The sequence below is a fragment of the Variovorax paradoxus genome (assembly GCA_016806145.1).
Taxonomy (GTDB): domain Bacteria; phylum Pseudomonadota; class Gammaproteobacteria; order Burkholderiales; family Burkholderiaceae_C; genus Variovorax.
Genome location: CP063167.1, coordinates 1,173,711 through 1,188,917, shown reverse-complemented (window position 1 = coordinate 1,188,917; position 15,207 = coordinate 1,173,711). Strand labels below are relative to the sequence as shown.

The window sequence follows — 15,207 nt, the reverse complement described above, 5'->3', positions numbered from 1 at the left end:
ATGCAAGAAGCAAGTTCAGATTCGCATCGGTGGCTCGCATTCGCGGTGTTGCTGGTGGGGGCGTTCCTGCCTCCGCTCGACTTCTTCATCGTCAATGTTGCGTTGCCGTCCATTCAGGGCGACCTCGGCACGAGTGCTGCTGAATTGCAACTGGTGATCTCCGGATATGCGGCGGCTTACGCGGTCTTCCTCATCACCGGTGGGCGGCTTGGCGACCTCTTCGGCCGACGGCGCATGTTCCTGCTGGGCATCAGCGGCTTCGGACTCACGTCCTTGCTGTGCGGCCTCGCAAGCTCGCCTTCCATGCTCATCGTGGGACGCATACTCCAAGGTCTCAGCGCAGCCGCCATGGCCCCTCAAGGGCTGGCCTCCGTTCATGCGCTGTTCCCGGTGCGGGAGCGCTCGCGTGCGCTGGGCCTCTATGGCGCCACCGTCGGGCTGGCGGCAGTAATCGCGCAAGCCCTGGGCGGCGCATTGATCTCCGCAGACGTCTTTCACCTCCAGTGGCGAATCATCTTCCTGATCAATTTGCCCGTGGTGGCTGCGGTCCTGATCGGTGGATTGCCCTTGCTGCCGAACGTTCGTGGCGATAGCCCCGCGCCCATCGACTGGGGCGGTGTTCTGCTCTGCGCGCTCACGCTGAGCCTGCTGATCGTGCCGCTGGTAGAGGGGCGCGAAAGGGGCTGGCCATGGTGGGCATGCGCCATGCTCATCGCGACACCTGTCGCCGCGCTCGGTTTCTGGCGCTATGAAAAGGCGTTTTCTCGACGAGGCGGCGTCCCGCTCGTCAGCATCGACCTGGTCCGCATGCCGGGATTGATGAGCGGTCTCGCCGGCGTTCTTTTCTTCTACGTCGTCTCTGCCTTCTTCCTGGTGTTCTCCGTCTACCTACAGTCGGCGCTGGGACTGGATCCTTTGGCAACAGGACTGGTGTTCCTGCCCTTCGGCGTCGGCTTCTTCATCGGTCCGTTGACGACACCGCTGGCCGTCCGTCTCTTTGGCAGTTGGGTTCCCGCCATCGGCATGCTGCTCGAGGTGGCCGGGTGCTTGTACCTTGCGGTGCTGGTTGCTGGCGCCCCCGCACAAATGCCGGCCCAGTTTCCGCTCATCGTTGCGGTGGGACTGCTGGGTTTCGGGCAGGGATGGGCACTGCCTACCCTCGTGCGCTCGGTCATCGACCGCGCACCGGTGAGCGGCTCCGGGATGATTGCCGGCATCACCAACTCGGCCTTGCAGATCAGCGCCGCCCTGGGCGTCGCGGTCATCGGCGGCGTCTTCTTCAGCGTCGCAGGTACTTCGCCGAGCGCGAGCTCCATGGCCAAGGGACTGATTGCCGCCATGCTTTGCATCGGGGCCAGTCTGACCGTTGCGGCCATCCTGTCCGTTGTGGCTTCGAGGTCGGGAGTCGGTGTCGCTGCCCGGCCGGCACCCAACTAGGGGCTGTTGGCACCAACCAATTCCGGACGGGAGGGTTGGAAACTGCTTGGCCTGGAGAGCACGGCAGAAGAGCTCCATTTGATTGCCGCGGATGCCCGAAGGTTCACGGCCTTCAGTCGGCCGCCTAGACAGACCCACCATGGACCCGAACGGAGGCGGGTGCTTCAAAGCTCGCGGTGGTCATGGATCGGGTCTCGCGGTGAGACAATGAGACATGAAGGCGCCGCAACGAGGCCAACAGGGAGGTCGTCCTTCGCGTTCTTCGATGCGGGGCGGCGATGGTAGCCTTATAGTCTTGGCCGACCCGCTCTTGGGGGATCGAGTCAAAGGTCCATGAAGAAATGAAAGCCTGCCTCCTCCATCTGCTGGCGAGGGCCGCCATCGCCGCCACCGTGGTCAGCGCAGCTGCCGCCGAACCGCGCGAGAAGCCGCTGGAGGCGCCCGGGCCGCTGGGTCCGCTGCGGGGCACCCTGCTGTCGCCGGCTGCTCCGGCTACGCCGCTCGCTCCGGTGCTACTGATCGTGCCAGGCTCTGGCCCCACGGACCGCGACGGCAACAGCCCGCTGGGAGTGAAGGCCTCGACGTACCGGCTCCTGGCCGAAGGCCTCGCAGCGAAAGGGATCGCGACAGTGCGGATCGACAAGCGCGGCCTGTACGGCAGCGCCGGCGCGGTTGCCGACCCCGACGCGGTCACCATCGAGGACTACGCGGAGGACGTGCGCCGCTGGGTCGACACGATTCGTGAGGCCTCCGGCGCCGGATGCGTCTGGGTGCTGGGCCACAGCGAGGGCGGAATGGTCGCGCTCGCGGCGGCGGCCGCGCGGCAGGATCCGGCCATCTGCGGCTTAGTCCTGGTGGCGAGCACGGGCCGGCCGATGGGGCAGGTACTGCGTGAGCAGTTGCGGGCCAATCCCGCCAACGCGCCGCTGCTAGACCAGGCCATGGCCGCCATCGATGCGCTCGAAGCCGGCCGCCGGGTGGAGATGGCCGATGTGCAACCGGCGCTGCGGCGTGTGTTCCACCCGAAAGTGCAGGGGTTCCTGATCAGCGCATTCGCCATCGACCCCGCGAAGTTGGCCGGCCGGTACACGAAGCCCCTGCTGATCGTGCAGGGCGGCCGCGACCTCCAAGTCGGCGTCGCGGACGCACAGCGGCTGCGTCAGGCGGCGGCGCAGTCGAAGCTGGTGCTGCTTCCGGAGGCGAACCATGTGCTGAAAGCCGTCGAGACCGACGATCGGGCCGCCAATCTCGCGACCTACGGTCGTGCCGACCTTCCACTGGCACCAGGGGTCGTCGACGCCATCGCCGACTTCGTCCTAGCGCGGCAATTGCAGCAAGCGCCTCGGGCTGGTTCGACACGCTGAACGGCAACGACGGGGCCGCTTCGGTCCTGGAACCCGCGCGCCTTCACGATCGGCCGAATGAATCAGCGACCACCTCGACGACCAAAGGTCATGGTCTCGAAGACGCCATCCCTTCGCACCCAGGCATGAAGAAGCGCGGCGGCGAAGTGCAGCAAGAACAAGGCGAACAGGCAGAACGCCAGGAAGCGATGGGCGCTCCACAGGATGCTGTGCAACTCGGCACTGGCTGGAACGATCGAGGGGAGCCGCATCCCGGCCAAGGTCACGGGATAGTCCGCAGCCGACAACATGGACCACCCGAGCAAAGGCATCGCGATCATCAGCGCATAGAACGCGACATGCGACAACCTTGCCGCGAGCTTCATGGGCTCGCTCATGCTCGCCGGCAGCGACGGTGCCCCGCTGCGCCATCGCACGACGAGACGCAGCAGCGCCAGTACGAGTATTGCAATGCCGAGTTGCTTGTGGATGCCCACCAGCACCAGGTAAGCGCGATCGATCGTGGACATCATGCCCACCCCGATGAACAGCATCGCGAGGATGCCGATCGCCATGACCCAATGGAGCACGCGCTGCAGCTTCGAGAATTTCATGCTTGGATGGTTCATGGCTTGGCTCCGGCTTGAACGCGCGGGTAGTGTTCCGACTCCGAGGTGCGGCGGTCATAGGACACCGCATAGGCCGCCGAGCGCGCCGCGGGGAACGGATCGTCGGAGGTCTGCATTCCCTCCGGCAGAACCGTGGGATCGAAGTTGATGTCGCGGCACGGTCCGTTGGCCTCGGCTTCGATCCGGGTCACCACGAGCGTGCCCGCTTCTATCTGTCGGCGATCGGCGGGCCAAACCTTGGTGGGGTCGGCCGTGGGATCGCCCGGATTGGCGAGCGTGAATACCAGCTTCCACTTTTGCGGGGCATCGGCGACTCGTTGGGTGAGCTCCTTGAAGAGAAAGTCGGGATCGCGCTTCTTCAAGTCCTCCGAAGGCACCGGAACCATCGCGGCGGTCGGAATGAATGACCAGCGCACGGCCTGCTTCTGACCCTGTGCGTTGGTCAGCATGAAACTGTTGAGGCTGTTGAAGCGATCTTCCGCGTAGGACTCGGCATATGGAGCACTGCCCGCCCACGCACCGAACTCGCGAAGCGAAGGATGGCTGGCTGCAAACTGCTTGATTGCGCCGGGGTCGTTCTTGTTCGCACTGGCACGCTGAAGTTCATAGAACTCCTTCGGCGTGGCGATCGGAAAGAACGGCGCGTTGATCATCGCGGTGCGCCACTCCTGCCGGTCTGGCGCCTCGATTCGAAGACTCAATCCACGTACACGACCGGTGCCGTCCGCCATGGTCGGAATCGGGCCCGCGAGGTTGAAGCGACCCATGACCGGATAACTCCCAGCCTTGAAGATGGCCGCTCGCGAAACTGCGACCGCCTCGCCATTCGCCTCGAAGTTTCCAGCAAAGCAAATACCCTTCGCATGATTGCGTCGGAATCCCTTGACCGGTCCGCTGGCCGGCGCGAGCGAATCCACAATCTTGGCGGGCGTCAGGCGCGCAGGTGTCAGCCACCCAGCTGCGTAGGCAAAGGCACAGGCCACGGCCCCGACTGAAAGAGCGATCGCGGCGAATCGGACGACAGTAGGTCGCCCGGTGGCAGTTTGATCCTGTGGGGTCTTCATTCGCCTACGCTCCCGTGCAACTGTTGGAGGCAGTCAGCGCAAGACCGCTTATGTGAAGGTACACCCCCCAGCGTGGTGTCGATCGCGACCCGTTGTGAGTCGACTCGCTGCGTGAACCACGGAAGGCACCGCGATCAGACAGCAGGTAGTGCGTGTGTTTAGAACTTTTCATCTCATGCCCTTTCAATGGCTTGGCAAGCAGCCAGACAACGCCGGCCTGGCGCTTGCTCAGGGCTTAGTTCGACAAGAGATGACTGCTGGTTACACGCCCTTCGAAGATTTCCACCGAAACATGGCTCGCCGCCTAGACGCCGACAAGGGACAGGCTTGGGTGATGCCGCAACGCAAGCGATTGGCGCCGCATTCGCTATTCGACCGCCTTGCCCATCTCCTCGACCACCTTCTTGGCGTCGCCGAACACCATCATGGTCTTTTCCATGTAGAACAGCTCGTTGTCCAGCCCTGCGTAGCCGGCGGCCATGGAGCGCTTGTTCACGATCACCGTCTTGGCCATGTAGGCCTCCAGGATCGGCATGCCGTAGATCGGGCTGCCCTTGGTGTGCGCGGCCGGGTTCACCACGTCGTTGGCACCCAGGATGATCGCCACGTCGGCCTGGCCGAACTCGCCGTTGATGTCCTCCATCTCGAACACCTGGTCGTACGGCACCTCGGCCTCCGCCAGCAGCACGTTCATGTGCCCCGGCATGCGCCCGGCCACCGGATGGATCGCGTACTTCACCGTGATGCCCTTCTCGGTGAGCTTGGCCGCGAGCTCCTTGACCGCGTGCTGCGCGCGGGCCACCGCCAGGCCGTAGCCCGGCACGATCACCACCGTCTCGGCATTGCCCAGCACGAAGGCCGCGTCGTCGGCGCTGCCGCTCTTGACGGGGCGCTGCTCCTTCGCGCCGCCCGTGGCCGCCGCCGCGTCGCCACCGAAGCCGCCCAGGATCACGTTGAAGAACGAGCGGTTCATCGCCTTGCACATGATGTAGCTCAGGATCGCGCCCGAGCTGCCCACGAGGCTGCCCGCCACGATCAGCATCGCGTTGTTCAGGCTGAAGCCGATGCCCGCGGCCGCCCAGCCCGAGTAGCTGTTGAGCATCGACACCACCACCGGCATGTCCGCCCCGCCGATCGGGATGATGATCAGCACGCCCATCACGAAGGCCAGCGCGAGCATCGCGAAGAACGCCGTCCAGTTCTCCGTCGCCATGAAGACGAGGCCCAGGCCCACGGTCGCCAGGCCCAGCACGAGGTTGAGCATGTGCTGGCCCGCGAACTGCACCGGCGCGCCCTGGAACAGGCGGAACTTGTACTTGCCCGAGAGCTTGCCGAAGGCGATCACCGAGCCGCTGAAGGTGATGGCGCCGATGGCCGCGCCCAGGAACAGCTCCAGGCGGTTGCCCGCGGGGATCGGATCGCCCTTGAGCGCGATGTTGAAGGCATGCGGCTCTGCCACCGCGGCCACCGCGATGAACACGGCAGCAAGACCGATCATGCTGTGCATGAAGGCCACCAGCTCGGGCATCTTGGTCATCTCGACCTTGTTGGCCATGTAGGCACCGAGGCCCCCGCCCACGACCAGCGCGACCAGCACGTAGGCCAGGCCCTCGAGGTTGCCGCTGGCGAGCTTGTAGATCAGCGCGCCGGTGGTCAGCACGGCGATCGCCATGCCGGTCATGCCGAAGACGTTGCCGCGGATCGAGGTGGTGGGATGGCTCAGGCCCTTGAGCGCCTGGATGAAGCAGATGCTGGCCAGCAGGTACAGCAGGGTGACGAGGTTCATGCTCACTTGGAAGCTCCCTCGGCGGCTGCGGGCGCGGCCTTGCGCTCCTTCTTCTTGAACATCTCCAGCATGCGCCGCGTGACCAGGAAGCCGCCGAAGACGTTGACCGCCGCCAGCGCGACGGCCAGCACGCCCATGGTCTTGCCCAGGCCGGTCTCGGTGAGCGCGGCGGCCAGCATGGCGCCCACGATGACGATCGCCGAGATGGCGTTGGTCACGGCCATCAGCGGCGTGTGCAGCGCGGGCGTGACGGTCCACACCACGTGGTAGCCCACGTAGATGGCCAGCACGAAGATGATGAGGTTGATGACGGTGTGAGAGACGATGTCCATGATTTCTTCTCCTCGCGTGTTCGCTTACTTCTTCGTGACCTGGCCGTCCTGCGTGACGCGGCAGGCGGCGACGATGTCGTCCTCGAGGTCGATCTTCAGCGCGCCCTCCTTGGTCAGCACGAGCTTGAGGAAGTCGAGCACGTTGCGCGCGTACAGCGCCGACGCGTCGGCCGCCACCAGCGCGGCGAGGTTCGTCTCGCCGACGATGGTCACGCCGTGCTTGACGACGGTCTTGTCGGCCTCCGAGAGCGGGCAGTTGCCGCCTACCCCGTCCGGACCTTTGCCGGCGGCGATGTCGACGATGACCGAACCCGGCTTCATCGACTTGACCATGTCCTCGGTGATCAGGGTCGGCGCGGCACGCCCCGGGATCAGCGCGGTGCTGATGACGACATCGGCCAGCGCCACGCGCTTGGCGACCTCGGCCTGCTGGCGCGTGAGCCAGCTCGCGGGCATCGGGCGGGCATAGCCGCCCACGCCCTCGGCCGCGTCCTTCTCTTCCTGGGTCTCGTACGGCACGTCGATGAACTTGCCGCCCAGCGATTCGATCTGTTCCTTGACGCTGGGGCGCACGTCCGAGGCCTCGATGACCGCGCCCAGGCGCTTGGCCGTGGCGATGGCCTGCAGGCCCGCGACGCCCACGCCGAGGATGACCACCCGCGCGGCCTTCACGGTGCCGGCGGCGGTCATCAGCATCGGGAAGAAGCGCTGGTACTTGTCGGCCGCGATCATCACGGCCTTGTAGCCGGCGATGTTGGCCTGGGAGCTGAGCACGTCCATGCTCTGGGCGCGCGTCGTGCGCGGCGCGGCTTCGAGTGCGAAGCCGGTGAGGCCGGCCGCGGCCACGCGCTGCAGGCCGGCGGCGTCGAAGGGGTTGAGCATGCCCACGAGCACGCTGCCAGACTTGGCGAGCGCGCATTCGGCGTCGCTCGGCGCGCGCACCTTGAGCACGATGTCGGCACCGAAGGCGCCGGCCTGGTCGGTGATCTCGGCACCAGCGGCCTGGTAGGCCGCGTCGGTCACGCTGGCCGCCACGCCCGCGCCGCTCTGCACACGCACCGTGTGCCCCAACGCCACCAGTTTCTTCGCCGTCTCCGGCGTGACGGCAACACGAGTCTCACCCGCCGAGGTTTCGGCAGGTACGCCAATCAACATGACTTGTCCTTTGGTGGAAATGGGCCGGTCCAAGGCCAGCCCGAAGATGGAAAGGGGTCTAACGACCCCGCCGCTCACTCGATGTTCTCGAAGATCGCGGCAATGCCCTGTCCGCCCCCGATGCACATCGTGACCAGGGCATAGCGCCCACCGATCCGCTGGAGTTCGTGCAACGCCTTCACTGTGATGATGGCGCCAGTCGCGCCGATGGGATGGCCCAGGGAGATGCCCGAGCCGTTGGGGTTCACCTTGGCTGGATCGAGCGCCAGCTCCGCGCTGACGGCGCAGGCCTGGGCGGCGAACGCCTCGTTGGCCTCGATCACATCGAGGTCCTTCACCGACAGTCCCGCGCGCTCGAGCGCCGCTCTGCTCGCCGGTACGGGGCCGATGCCCATGAACCGGGGGTCGACACCGGCATGGGCATAGCTCACCAGCCGTGCCATCGGCTTCAACCCGCGCGTTCTGGCGGCCGAAGCTTCCATCAGCACCAGTGCCGCCGCCGCATCGTTGATCCCGGATGCATTGCCAGCGGTCACAGTCCCGTTCTCTCTGAGAAAGACCGGCTTGAGCTTGCTCATGTCCGCCAATACCGCCCCGGTGCGGAAGTGCTCATCCTTGTCAAAGACGACATCGCCCTTGCGGCCCTTTCGGATGATGGGGACGATCTGGTCCCTGAACACATCCGCCGCCCAGGCGCGCTCCGCGCGGTGATGGCTTTCCACCGCCAACCTGTCCTGAGCGTCCCGGTCGATGCCCCACTTTCTGGCCACGTTCTCTGCCGTCACACCCATATGGATGCGCTCGAAGGGATCGTGCAGGGCGCCCAGCATCATGTCAGTCATCGAGGTGTCGCCCATGCGTGCTCCCCATCGCGAGGTCGATGACACATAGGGCGCGCGGCTCATGTTCTCGGCCCCTCCACCGATCGCGATATCGGTGTCGCCCAACAGGATCGCTTGACTGGCGGAAACGACCGCCTGCAATCCCGACCCGCACAGGCGATTCACGTTGAAGGCAGGCGTCGTCTCTGCGCATCCCCCTTCGATGGCCGCGACCCGTGACAGATACATGTCGCGAGGCTCGGTGTTGATCACATGGCCAAACATCACGTGCCCCACATCCGAACCCGGGACGCCAGCCTTGGAGAGAGCTGCTTTGACGACTTCGGCGGCCAGGGTGATGGGAGGAACATCCTTGAGGGCACCACCGAAGGTACCGATGGCGGTGCGCACACCGCTGAGGACAACGACTTCACGATGGGACATGGAAGACTTTCTAAAAAGCGGGGATCCTGACGCGCCGGTCACAGGCGCTGCACCTGCTGCCAGGCAAGATCGGCCACCAGCGCGAAGCGGTCTCCAACCTCCTGCGCATTGGCGCTGGATGCAGTGCCTCGGAGATTGCGGCCGCGAATGCCGTGAAGGATGGCTGCGAAGCGGAACATGTTGAACACCACGTAGAACTCGAGGTCGGGGAGATGATGGCGGCCCGACTCGCGGCAGTAGGTCCGCACGTAATCCGCCTCGGACAGGAGTGCCATGCCCGCCAGGTCGGCGCCGAGCAAGCCGTTGTGGATCTCCTGCGGAACCCGATACATCATCAGGTTGTAGGCAAAGTCCGCCAGGGGATGCCCCAGGGTCGAGAGTTCCCAATCGAGCACCGCAACAACGCGAGGCTCCACGGGATGGAAGATCATGTTGTCGATCCGGAAGTCGCCGTGCGTGACGGCAACCTCGTCGTTGGCGGGAATGTGCTCGGGCAGCCATTCCACCAAGCGATCCATCGATGCATGCCGACCCGCGACTTCGTCCTGGAGGTACTGCTGCGACCAGCGCTCGATCTGCCTGGCGATGTAGCCGCCCGCCCTGCCGTAGTCCGACAGGCCCAGCGCGACCGGGTCGTACCGATGCAACTGCGCCAGCGTGGCGTTCATCGCTTCCAGATAGGCGCGCCGGTCCGCTGCGGCTACATCGGGCAGGCGTGCGTCCCAGAAGATTCGGCCCTCGACCAGATTCATCACATAGAACCAGCTGCCGATGACCGTGTCGTCCAGGCAGAGGCCATGAACCCTCGGCACCGGAAAGCCGGCCTGCCCCAGGGCCGTCATGACCCGCGCCTCACGCTCGATGGCATGGGCGCCCTTGAGGAGCACACCCGGCGGCTTGCGGCGCAATACATAGGATGCGTGCGGCGTGCGCAACCGGTAGGTCGGGTTGGACTGCCCACCCTGGAACTGGTCGACCTGCATGACGCCCCCGTAGCCGTCCACGTTTTCCGCCATCCAGCGCGCCAGCGCTTCTTCGTCGAACCGGTGCTGTGCGCGAACAGGACGAATGCCCTCCTCTTCGAGAACCGACGTCATTGCCCCCCCCCCCTGGAGCGCATCCCGCTTGATTTTCTTTGCAAGCGACCACTTGTGGGTCTCGGTCGGACCGTCGTAGATCCGGAAGGCGCGTGTCTCCCGAAAAATCTGCTCAACCACTGAATCGCCCGAAACGCCGCTGGCGCCCATGACCTGCACGCAGCGGTCGGCGATCCGAAACAGCAAGTCCGACACCGCAACCTTGGCCATCGAGCTTTCAGCCGTTCCGGCCGATCCCGCATCCAGCACTCCCGCGCACCAGTCGATCATCAACTCCGCCTGTTTGAGATCGATCAGGTTGTCCGCGAGCATGAAGCCCACGCCCTCATGGTCCACCAGCAGTTTCCCGAAGGCCGAGCGCGAGGTCGCGTAGCGCACGGCGATCTCATGGGCCCTGGCCGCACCGCCCAGCCAGCGCATGCAATGGGACAGCCGCGCGGGGGACAGGCGGACCTGGGCATACCGGAAGCCCTCATGGGCCGAGCCGAGGACATGGGCGTCAGGCACCTGCAAGCCATCGATCAAAACCTGGGCATGGCCGCCGGGCATGGAGCTGTCGAGCGTGTCGATGACGCGCTCGATCTTCACCGCAGGATGCGGCAAGTCCACGAGGAACATCGTGGCGCGCGCGGGCGTGCCCTGACCGGTGCGCGCCATGACGATGCCGACCTTGGCGCCGACCGCTCCGGTGATGAACATCTTGCGGCCATGGATGTGCCAATCTCCGCCGGCGCCCCCGTGTTGGACCGCAGTGGTCATCAGCATCGACGGATCGGAGCCCGCACCGCCCTCCGCCGCCGGCTCCGTCATGAAGAAGGCCGAGCGCTGCTGGCCGGACACCAGGGGCGCCAGAAAGCGCTCTTTTTGCTGCGGCGTTCCGATCCTGGACAACAGGAACATGTTGCCCTCGTCCGGCGCCATGGTGTTGACCGCCACCGGCCCGAGTGGAGAAAGGCCGGAGCGTTCGAGCACGGCAGCGGTCTCGCGCTGGCTCAGGTAGTGTCCATCCGGCAGGATGTGAGGCGTCAAGACGCCTGCCGCACGCGCCAGGCTTCGCAACTCCAGCACCAGATCTTCCGAGGGCCCATGGGCACCGCAGCGTGGATCCGTTTCGTAGGGGATGACGGTCTGGCGGACGAAGGCTTCGACCCGCTCGGCGATCTGCCGGCTGCGTTCGGTGGGAGAAGGACCGAAGGTTTGGTTCATGCTCAAGACGATTTCAAAGGGTGCTGACCAAATGGCCGCCATCGACCACGAGTTCCGCGCCGGTCATGTAGCGCGAGGCATCCGAAGCGAGCAGCAGCAAAGGTCCGTCGAGATCCTCCAGTCGCCCCAGGCGCCGCTGCGGTATGCGTCGCACCAGCGCCCGACCCGCGTCCGACGTCCAGAATTCGCCGTTCAACTCGGTGTGGAGGTAGCCGGGCGCGAGGGCGTTGACGCGCGTGCCCTGCCGCGCCAGCTCGAGGGCGAGGCATTTCGTCATCTGCACGACGCCAGCCTTGGACACCGCATACGGAAGCACCCCGCCGGCTTGCCGCAGACCCAGGATCGAGGCGATGTTGATGATGGCGCCGCCGGGGTTGGGCGCCATCAGCCGCGCCGCGGCCTGCGCGACGAAGAACATGCCCTTGAGGTTGGTGTCGATGACGTCGTCCCATGCCGCCTCGTTCTGATCGAGCGCGGCGCCCTCCCGCACAATGCCCGCGTTGTTCACCAGGATGCTCAGCGTTCCGAGCTCCGAGATCGCGCGGCTGCTGGCCTCGATGTCGCGCACGTCGAGCCGCATCGCGCTGGCCGCCCCGCCTTGCTGGCGGATCTCTGCCACGATGCCGGATAGCGTCTCGGCGCGCCGGGCCGCCAGCACCACCTCGACACCCTGGCGGGCCAGCAACCGCGCGAAATGGGCACCGAGGCCCGAAGAAGCGCCCGTGACAAGCGCACGCTTGCCGTGAAGGTCGTGGGCCATCATTCAGTTTCCTTCGCGGATCGCTCGCGGCATGAGTTCATAGGGATGCTTCCAGCGCGGCAGCTCGCTGATACGTCCTGCCCAGGCCTGGACGTTGGCAAACTGCAATCTGTCGAACCGCGCATCCTCGTCGTAGTAGAGGTAGCCCGCCATCGAGATGTCCGCCACGGTCGGTGCGTCACCGACCATGAAGCGACGCCCGGCCAGATGCGCGTCGACGATCTCGTAGGCGGCCTGCGCCTGCGCCCGCAGATAGCCCGTGAGCTGGTTCTCTTCAGCGCCGCGGATGCCGACCATGAAGCGCAGGGTGGCGAACGCCGGCGTGAAACGGTGGTTGTCGAACAGCAGCCAGCGCAGGACCTCTTGCCTGTCCTCGTCGCTCGCCGGTGCGAATCGGCCCGTCGCCCGCGAAAGGTAGTCCAGGATCGCGCCGCTCTGGGTCAGCAACTTGCCGTCCGGCCGTTGCAGCACAGGCAGTTCTCCCTGTGGATTGACGGTGTGGATGAACGCCGCCTTGGAGTCGGGATTGAAGAAGTCGACGAACTCGGCTTCCCAGTCGGCCCCGACAAGGTTGAGCATGAGCGCCACCTTGTAGCAGTTGCCGGATTCGCCTCGGCAGTAGAGCTTGTAGGCGCTCATGGCCGCTCCTCGAGGAGCGACCGTCCCGACGGCTGCGCGCCGCCCGGCAGACTTACTTCTGGCGCCCCGATCGCAGCAGGGTGGCTGCCATGGCCGCCAGGTCCTTGCCAAAGCGCGCGTCCAGGTTCTTGTGCCCCATGAGCAGCCGGAAATACACGGCCCCGTACATCATGTCGAGCGCGGTATCCACATCCAGCTCCGCGGAGAACTCCCCCGTCTCCTGGCCGCGCACGACGACCGCGCGCACATCGGCGCGGCGCTGCCGGAAAAAGCGTTCGCGAAACGCGTCGCGCAGCACGGGATCCGACTGGCCTTCCGCCAGTATCTCCGCCACCATCTTCCCCACTTCGCCGCGGTACTGCCTGACCAGAAGGATCAGGTGCTCGGACATGGCCTCCATCGCCGAATCCGCATCGCGCACCGGCGTGCTGGGAAGCATGAGGTCGATGAACGTGTCGATGACCACCGCATTGCGATTGGCCCACCAACGATAGATTGTCATCTTGGCCACGCCGGATTCCCGCGCGATCGCATCGATCGTCAAGTCGCCCACCCGCGTGGTGGCGAGCAGATTGCGCGTGGCATCCAGCACAGCGGTGCGGGACTGCTCGCTGCGCGGACGTCCAGTGTTGCGCGTGCCCTGACGGTTGGCGACGGTGGGAGCGGTGCTCATCGGAGAGGCTGATTCCAAGACATTGGGTCATAGTTTAGTGTCCGTGGGGGAGGGACGGATCAGCCGCCGGGCGGGCGCACGAACAGCGTGGTGCCGCTCACATGCCGGGAAGCGTCGGTCATGAGGAAGTGCGCCAGGCCGATGATGTCCTCGGGCTGACCCAGGCGTCCTCCCGGATAAGAAGCTGCAATGCGCTCCATGTATTCCGACGTCATGTGGTCGTTGGCCATGGGCGTGTTGGTAAGCCCCGGGGCAATGGCGGTCACGGAAATGCCCTCTCCACACACTTCCTGATGCAAGGTGTTGGTGAAGCTGGTGACCGCCGCTTTGGTGGCACCGTAGGCGGCGCCGCCAGGCATGCTCCTGACACCCAGTGCGGAGGTGAAGTTCACGATTCGCCCGTTCCGTTGGCGGATCATCTGCGGCAATACCGCCCGTGCGAACAGGAAGGTTCCCATCACATTGACCTCGAAGATGCGCTGCCAGTCGGCCAGCGTGTGGTCCTTGACGAGGCACCGGTGCAGCTGGCCCGCGTTGTTGATCAGCCCGTCGATGCGTCCCCATTGGTCCAACGTCGTTTCCACCGTCCGCGCCACGGCCTCCTCGTCGGTGACATCGCATTCGACTGCCACGGCCCGCTGCATACCAATCTCGTTGGCGACCTGATGCGCCGATTCGAAGTCTCGGTCGATGACGGCGATCTTCGCGCCTGCATCGGCCAAGCCGATGGCCATGGCCCTGCCGATTCCGCTGCCGGCACCGGTGATGAGCACCACCTTGTCCTCAATGGAGAAGTTGGCGGCTTGATAGCTTTGCTGCTTCATGGAAATCCTCGAAGTGCAGGTCAGAACGCCGTCTGAGAAGAGCCTTTCAGACCGAGTCGTTGCCGCGCCTCGGACGGCGTGGCCACCTCCAGACCCAGCGATTCGATCGTCGCGCGGATCTTCGAGATTTGGGCGGCGTTGGATGGTGCGAGTTGCCCCTTGCCGATGTAGAGGCTGTCCTCCAGGCCCACACGCACGTTGCCGCCCGAGATCGCGCCCGCAGTGGCAAAAGGCATCTGGTGGCGACCCGCCGCCATGACCGACCACTCGTAATCGTCGCCGAACAGCTTGTCGGCGATATGCCGGGCATGGTTCAGGTTGTCGATGTCCGCGCCGATCCCGCCGAGGATGCCGAAGACCGTCTGCACGAAGAGCGGCGGCTTCACGAGCTTGCGGTCCAGGAAATGCGCCAGCGAGTACAGGTGGCCGATGTCGTAGCACTCGAACTCGAAGCGAGTGCCATGCCCTTCGCCGATTTCATGCAGGATGTACTGGATGTCCTTGAAGGTGTTTCTGAAGATGCCGTCGCGGGAGTTCTCCAGGTAAGGGGCCTCCCAGGCGTGCTGGAAGTCCTTGTACTTCTCCAGCATGGGGAACAACGCGAAGTTCATGGAGCCCATGTTCAGCGAGCACATCTCCGGCGACGCCCGCCGGGCGGCCGCGATCCGTGCATCCAGCGTCATCCATTGGGCGCCGCCCGTCGTGATGTTCACCACCGCGTCGGTCGACTGCTTGATCTCTGGAAGAAACTGCATGAAGGTGTCCGGATCGGCGGTCGGCTCGCCATTGCTCGGATCCCGCGCATGCAGGTGAAGGATCGCAGCGCCCGCCTCGTACGCCTGCCTCGCGCTTGCCGCGATTTCGGCCGGTGTAAACGGCAGGTGCGGACTCATGCTCGGGGTGTGGATGCTGCCGGTCACCGCACAGCTGATGATCACTTTGCCCTTGCTGTTTTTCATTCTGAGATCTCCTGGTATGAAGGATCGCGCCGTCGCTG

At 65.2% G+C, this 15,207-nt stretch carries 14 protein-coding genes and 1 pseudogene; 2 read left to right on the top strand and 13 right to left on the bottom strand.

Features of this window, described 5'->3' with window-relative positions:
- Entirely contained in the window at window positions 1-1,437 is a 1,437-nt protein-coding gene (locus INQ48_36600) for an MFS transporter (GenBank protein QRF63126.1), read from the top strand.
- Between the two features lie 341 nt (window positions 1,438-1,778).
- A complete protein-coding gene (locus INQ48_36595) occupies window positions 1,779-2,801 on the top strand; it encodes an alpha/beta fold hydrolase (GenBank protein ID QRF62986.1) in 1,023 nt (340 codons plus the stop codon).
- A 62-nt stretch (window positions 2,802-2,863) separates the two neighbouring features.
- On the opposite strand, the gene INQ48_36590 is transcribed toward INQ48_36595, so the two are convergent.
- The 13 genes and pseudogenes from INQ48_36590 to INQ48_36530 form a co-directional block, all read right to left on the bottom strand.
- The gene (locus INQ48_36590) at window positions 2,864-3,409 is read right to left on the bottom strand and encodes a cytochrome b (protein QRF62985.1); all 546 of its coding nucleotides are present in this window, start codon (window positions 3,407-3,409) and stop codon (window positions 2,864-2,866) included.
- On the bottom strand, window positions 3,406-4,473 hold the full coding sequence (locus INQ48_36585; protein ID QRF62984.1) for a catalase family peroxidase: 1,068 nt from the start codon (window positions 4,471-4,473) through the stop codon (window positions 3,406-3,408). The genes INQ48_36590 and INQ48_36585 overlap by 4 nt, the downstream gene beginning before the upstream one ends.
- A 367-nt stretch (window positions 4,474-4,840) precedes the next feature.
- Complete coding sequence (locus INQ48_36580; protein QRF62983.1) at window positions 4,841-6,265, bottom strand: NAD(P)(+) transhydrogenase (Re/Si-specific) subunit beta; 1,425 nt, start codon at window positions 6,263-6,265, stop codon at window positions 4,841-4,843.
- A complete protein-coding gene (locus INQ48_36575; protein QRF62982.1) occupies window positions 6,262-6,591 on the bottom strand; it encodes an NAD(P) transhydrogenase subunit alpha in 330 nt (109 codons plus the stop codon). Before INQ48_36575 ends, INQ48_36580 begins: the two co-directional genes overlap by 4 nt.
- Before the next feature lie 24 nt (window positions 6,592-6,615).
- Window positions 6,616-7,746, bottom strand: coding sequence for a Re/Si-specific NAD(P)(+) transhydrogenase subunit alpha (locus tag INQ48_36570; protein ID QRF62981.1), 1,131 nt, complete (start codon window positions 7,744-7,746; stop codon window positions 6,616-6,618).
- 74 nt (window positions 7,747-7,820) lie between these two features.
- The gene (locus INQ48_36565; GenBank protein ID QRF62980.1) at window positions 7,821-9,011 is read right to left on the bottom strand and encodes an acetyl-CoA C-acyltransferase family protein; all 1,191 of its coding nucleotides are present in this window, start codon (window positions 9,009-9,011) and stop codon (window positions 7,821-7,823) included.
- 38 nt (window positions 9,012-9,049) lie between these two features.
- Window positions 9,050-10,108: a phosphotransferase gene (locus tag INQ48_36560; GenBank protein ID QRF63125.1), complete on the bottom strand. Its 1,059-nt coding sequence runs from the start codon at window positions 10,106-10,108 to the stop codon at window positions 9,050-9,052.
- Between the two features lie 21 nt (window positions 10,109-10,129).
- Window positions 10,130-11,314, bottom strand: a pseudogene (locus tag INQ48_36555) (acyl-CoA dehydrogenase).
- 13 nt (window positions 11,315-11,327) lie between these two features.
- Complete coding sequence (locus INQ48_36550) at window positions 11,328-12,077, bottom strand: SDR family oxidoreductase (GenBank protein ID QRF62979.1); 750 nt, start codon at window positions 12,075-12,077, stop codon at window positions 11,328-11,330.
- A complete protein-coding gene (locus tag INQ48_36545) occupies window positions 12,078-12,713 on the bottom strand; it encodes a glutathione S-transferase family protein (GenBank protein ID QRF62978.1) in 636 nt (211 codons plus the stop codon). It abuts the gene before it with no gap.
- A 52-nt stretch (window positions 12,714-12,765) separates the two neighbouring features.
- Complete coding sequence (locus tag INQ48_36540) at window positions 12,766-13,386, bottom strand: TetR/AcrR family transcriptional regulator (protein QRF62977.1); 621 nt, start codon at window positions 13,384-13,386, stop codon at window positions 12,766-12,768.
- Between the two features lie 59 nt (window positions 13,387-13,445).
- Entirely contained in the window at window positions 13,446-14,210 is a 765-nt protein-coding gene (locus INQ48_36535; protein ID QRF62976.1) for an SDR family oxidoreductase, read from the bottom strand.
- Between the two features lie 20 nt (window positions 14,211-14,230).
- Window positions 14,231-15,169: a 3-keto-5-aminohexanoate cleavage protein gene (locus tag INQ48_36530; GenBank protein ID QRF62975.1), complete on the bottom strand. Its 939-nt coding sequence runs from the start codon at window positions 15,167-15,169 to the stop codon at window positions 14,231-14,233.
- Between the last annotated feature and the right edge of the window lie 38 nt (window positions 15,170-15,207).

Coding starts and splice junctions, on each gene's coding strand:
- INQ48_36550 (QRF62979.1), bottom strand. CDS start 12,077: ATGATGGCCCACGACCTTCACGGCAAGCGTGCGCTTGTCACGGGCGCT.
- INQ48_36545 (QRF62978.1), bottom strand. CDS start 12,713: ATGAGCGCCTACAAGCTCTACTGCCGAGGCGAATCCGGCAACTGCTAC.
- INQ48_36585 (QRF62984.1), bottom strand. CDS start 4,473: ATGAAGACCCCACAGGATCAAACTGCCACCGGGCGACCTACTGTCGTC.
- INQ48_36530 (QRF62975.1), bottom strand. CDS start 15,169: ATGAAAAACAGCAAGGGCAAAGTGATCATCAGCTGTGCGGTGACCGGC.
- INQ48_36540 (QRF62977.1), bottom strand. CDS start 13,386: ATGAGCACCGCTCCCACCGTCGCCAACCGTCAGGGCACGCGCAACACT.
- INQ48_36570 (QRF62981.1), bottom strand. CDS start 7,746: ATGTTGATTGGCGTACCTGCCGAAACCTCGGCGGGTGAGACTCGTGTT.
- INQ48_36575 (QRF62982.1), bottom strand. CDS start 6,591: ATGGACATCGTCTCTCACACCGTCATCAACCTCATCATCTTCGTGCTG.
- INQ48_36600 (QRF63126.1), top strand. CDS start 1: ATGCAAGAAGCAAGTTCAGATTCGCATCGGTGGCTCGCATTCGCGGTG.
- INQ48_36535 (QRF62976.1), bottom strand. CDS start 14,210: ATGAAGCAGCAAAGCTATCAAGCCGCCAACTTCTCCATTGAGGACAAG.
- INQ48_36560 (QRF63125.1), bottom strand. CDS start 10,108: ATGACGTCGGTTCTCGAAGAGGAGGGCATTCGTCCTGTTCGCGCACAG.
- INQ48_36590 (QRF62985.1), bottom strand. CDS start 3,409: ATGAACCATCCAAGCATGAAATTCTCGAAGCTGCAGCGCGTGCTCCAT.
- INQ48_36565 (QRF62980.1), bottom strand. CDS start 9,011: ATGTCCCATCGTGAAGTCGTTGTCCTCAGCGGTGTGCGCACCGCCATC.
- INQ48_36595 (QRF62986.1), top strand. CDS start 1,779: ATGAAAGCCTGCCTCCTCCATCTGCTGGCGAGGGCCGCCATCGCCGCC.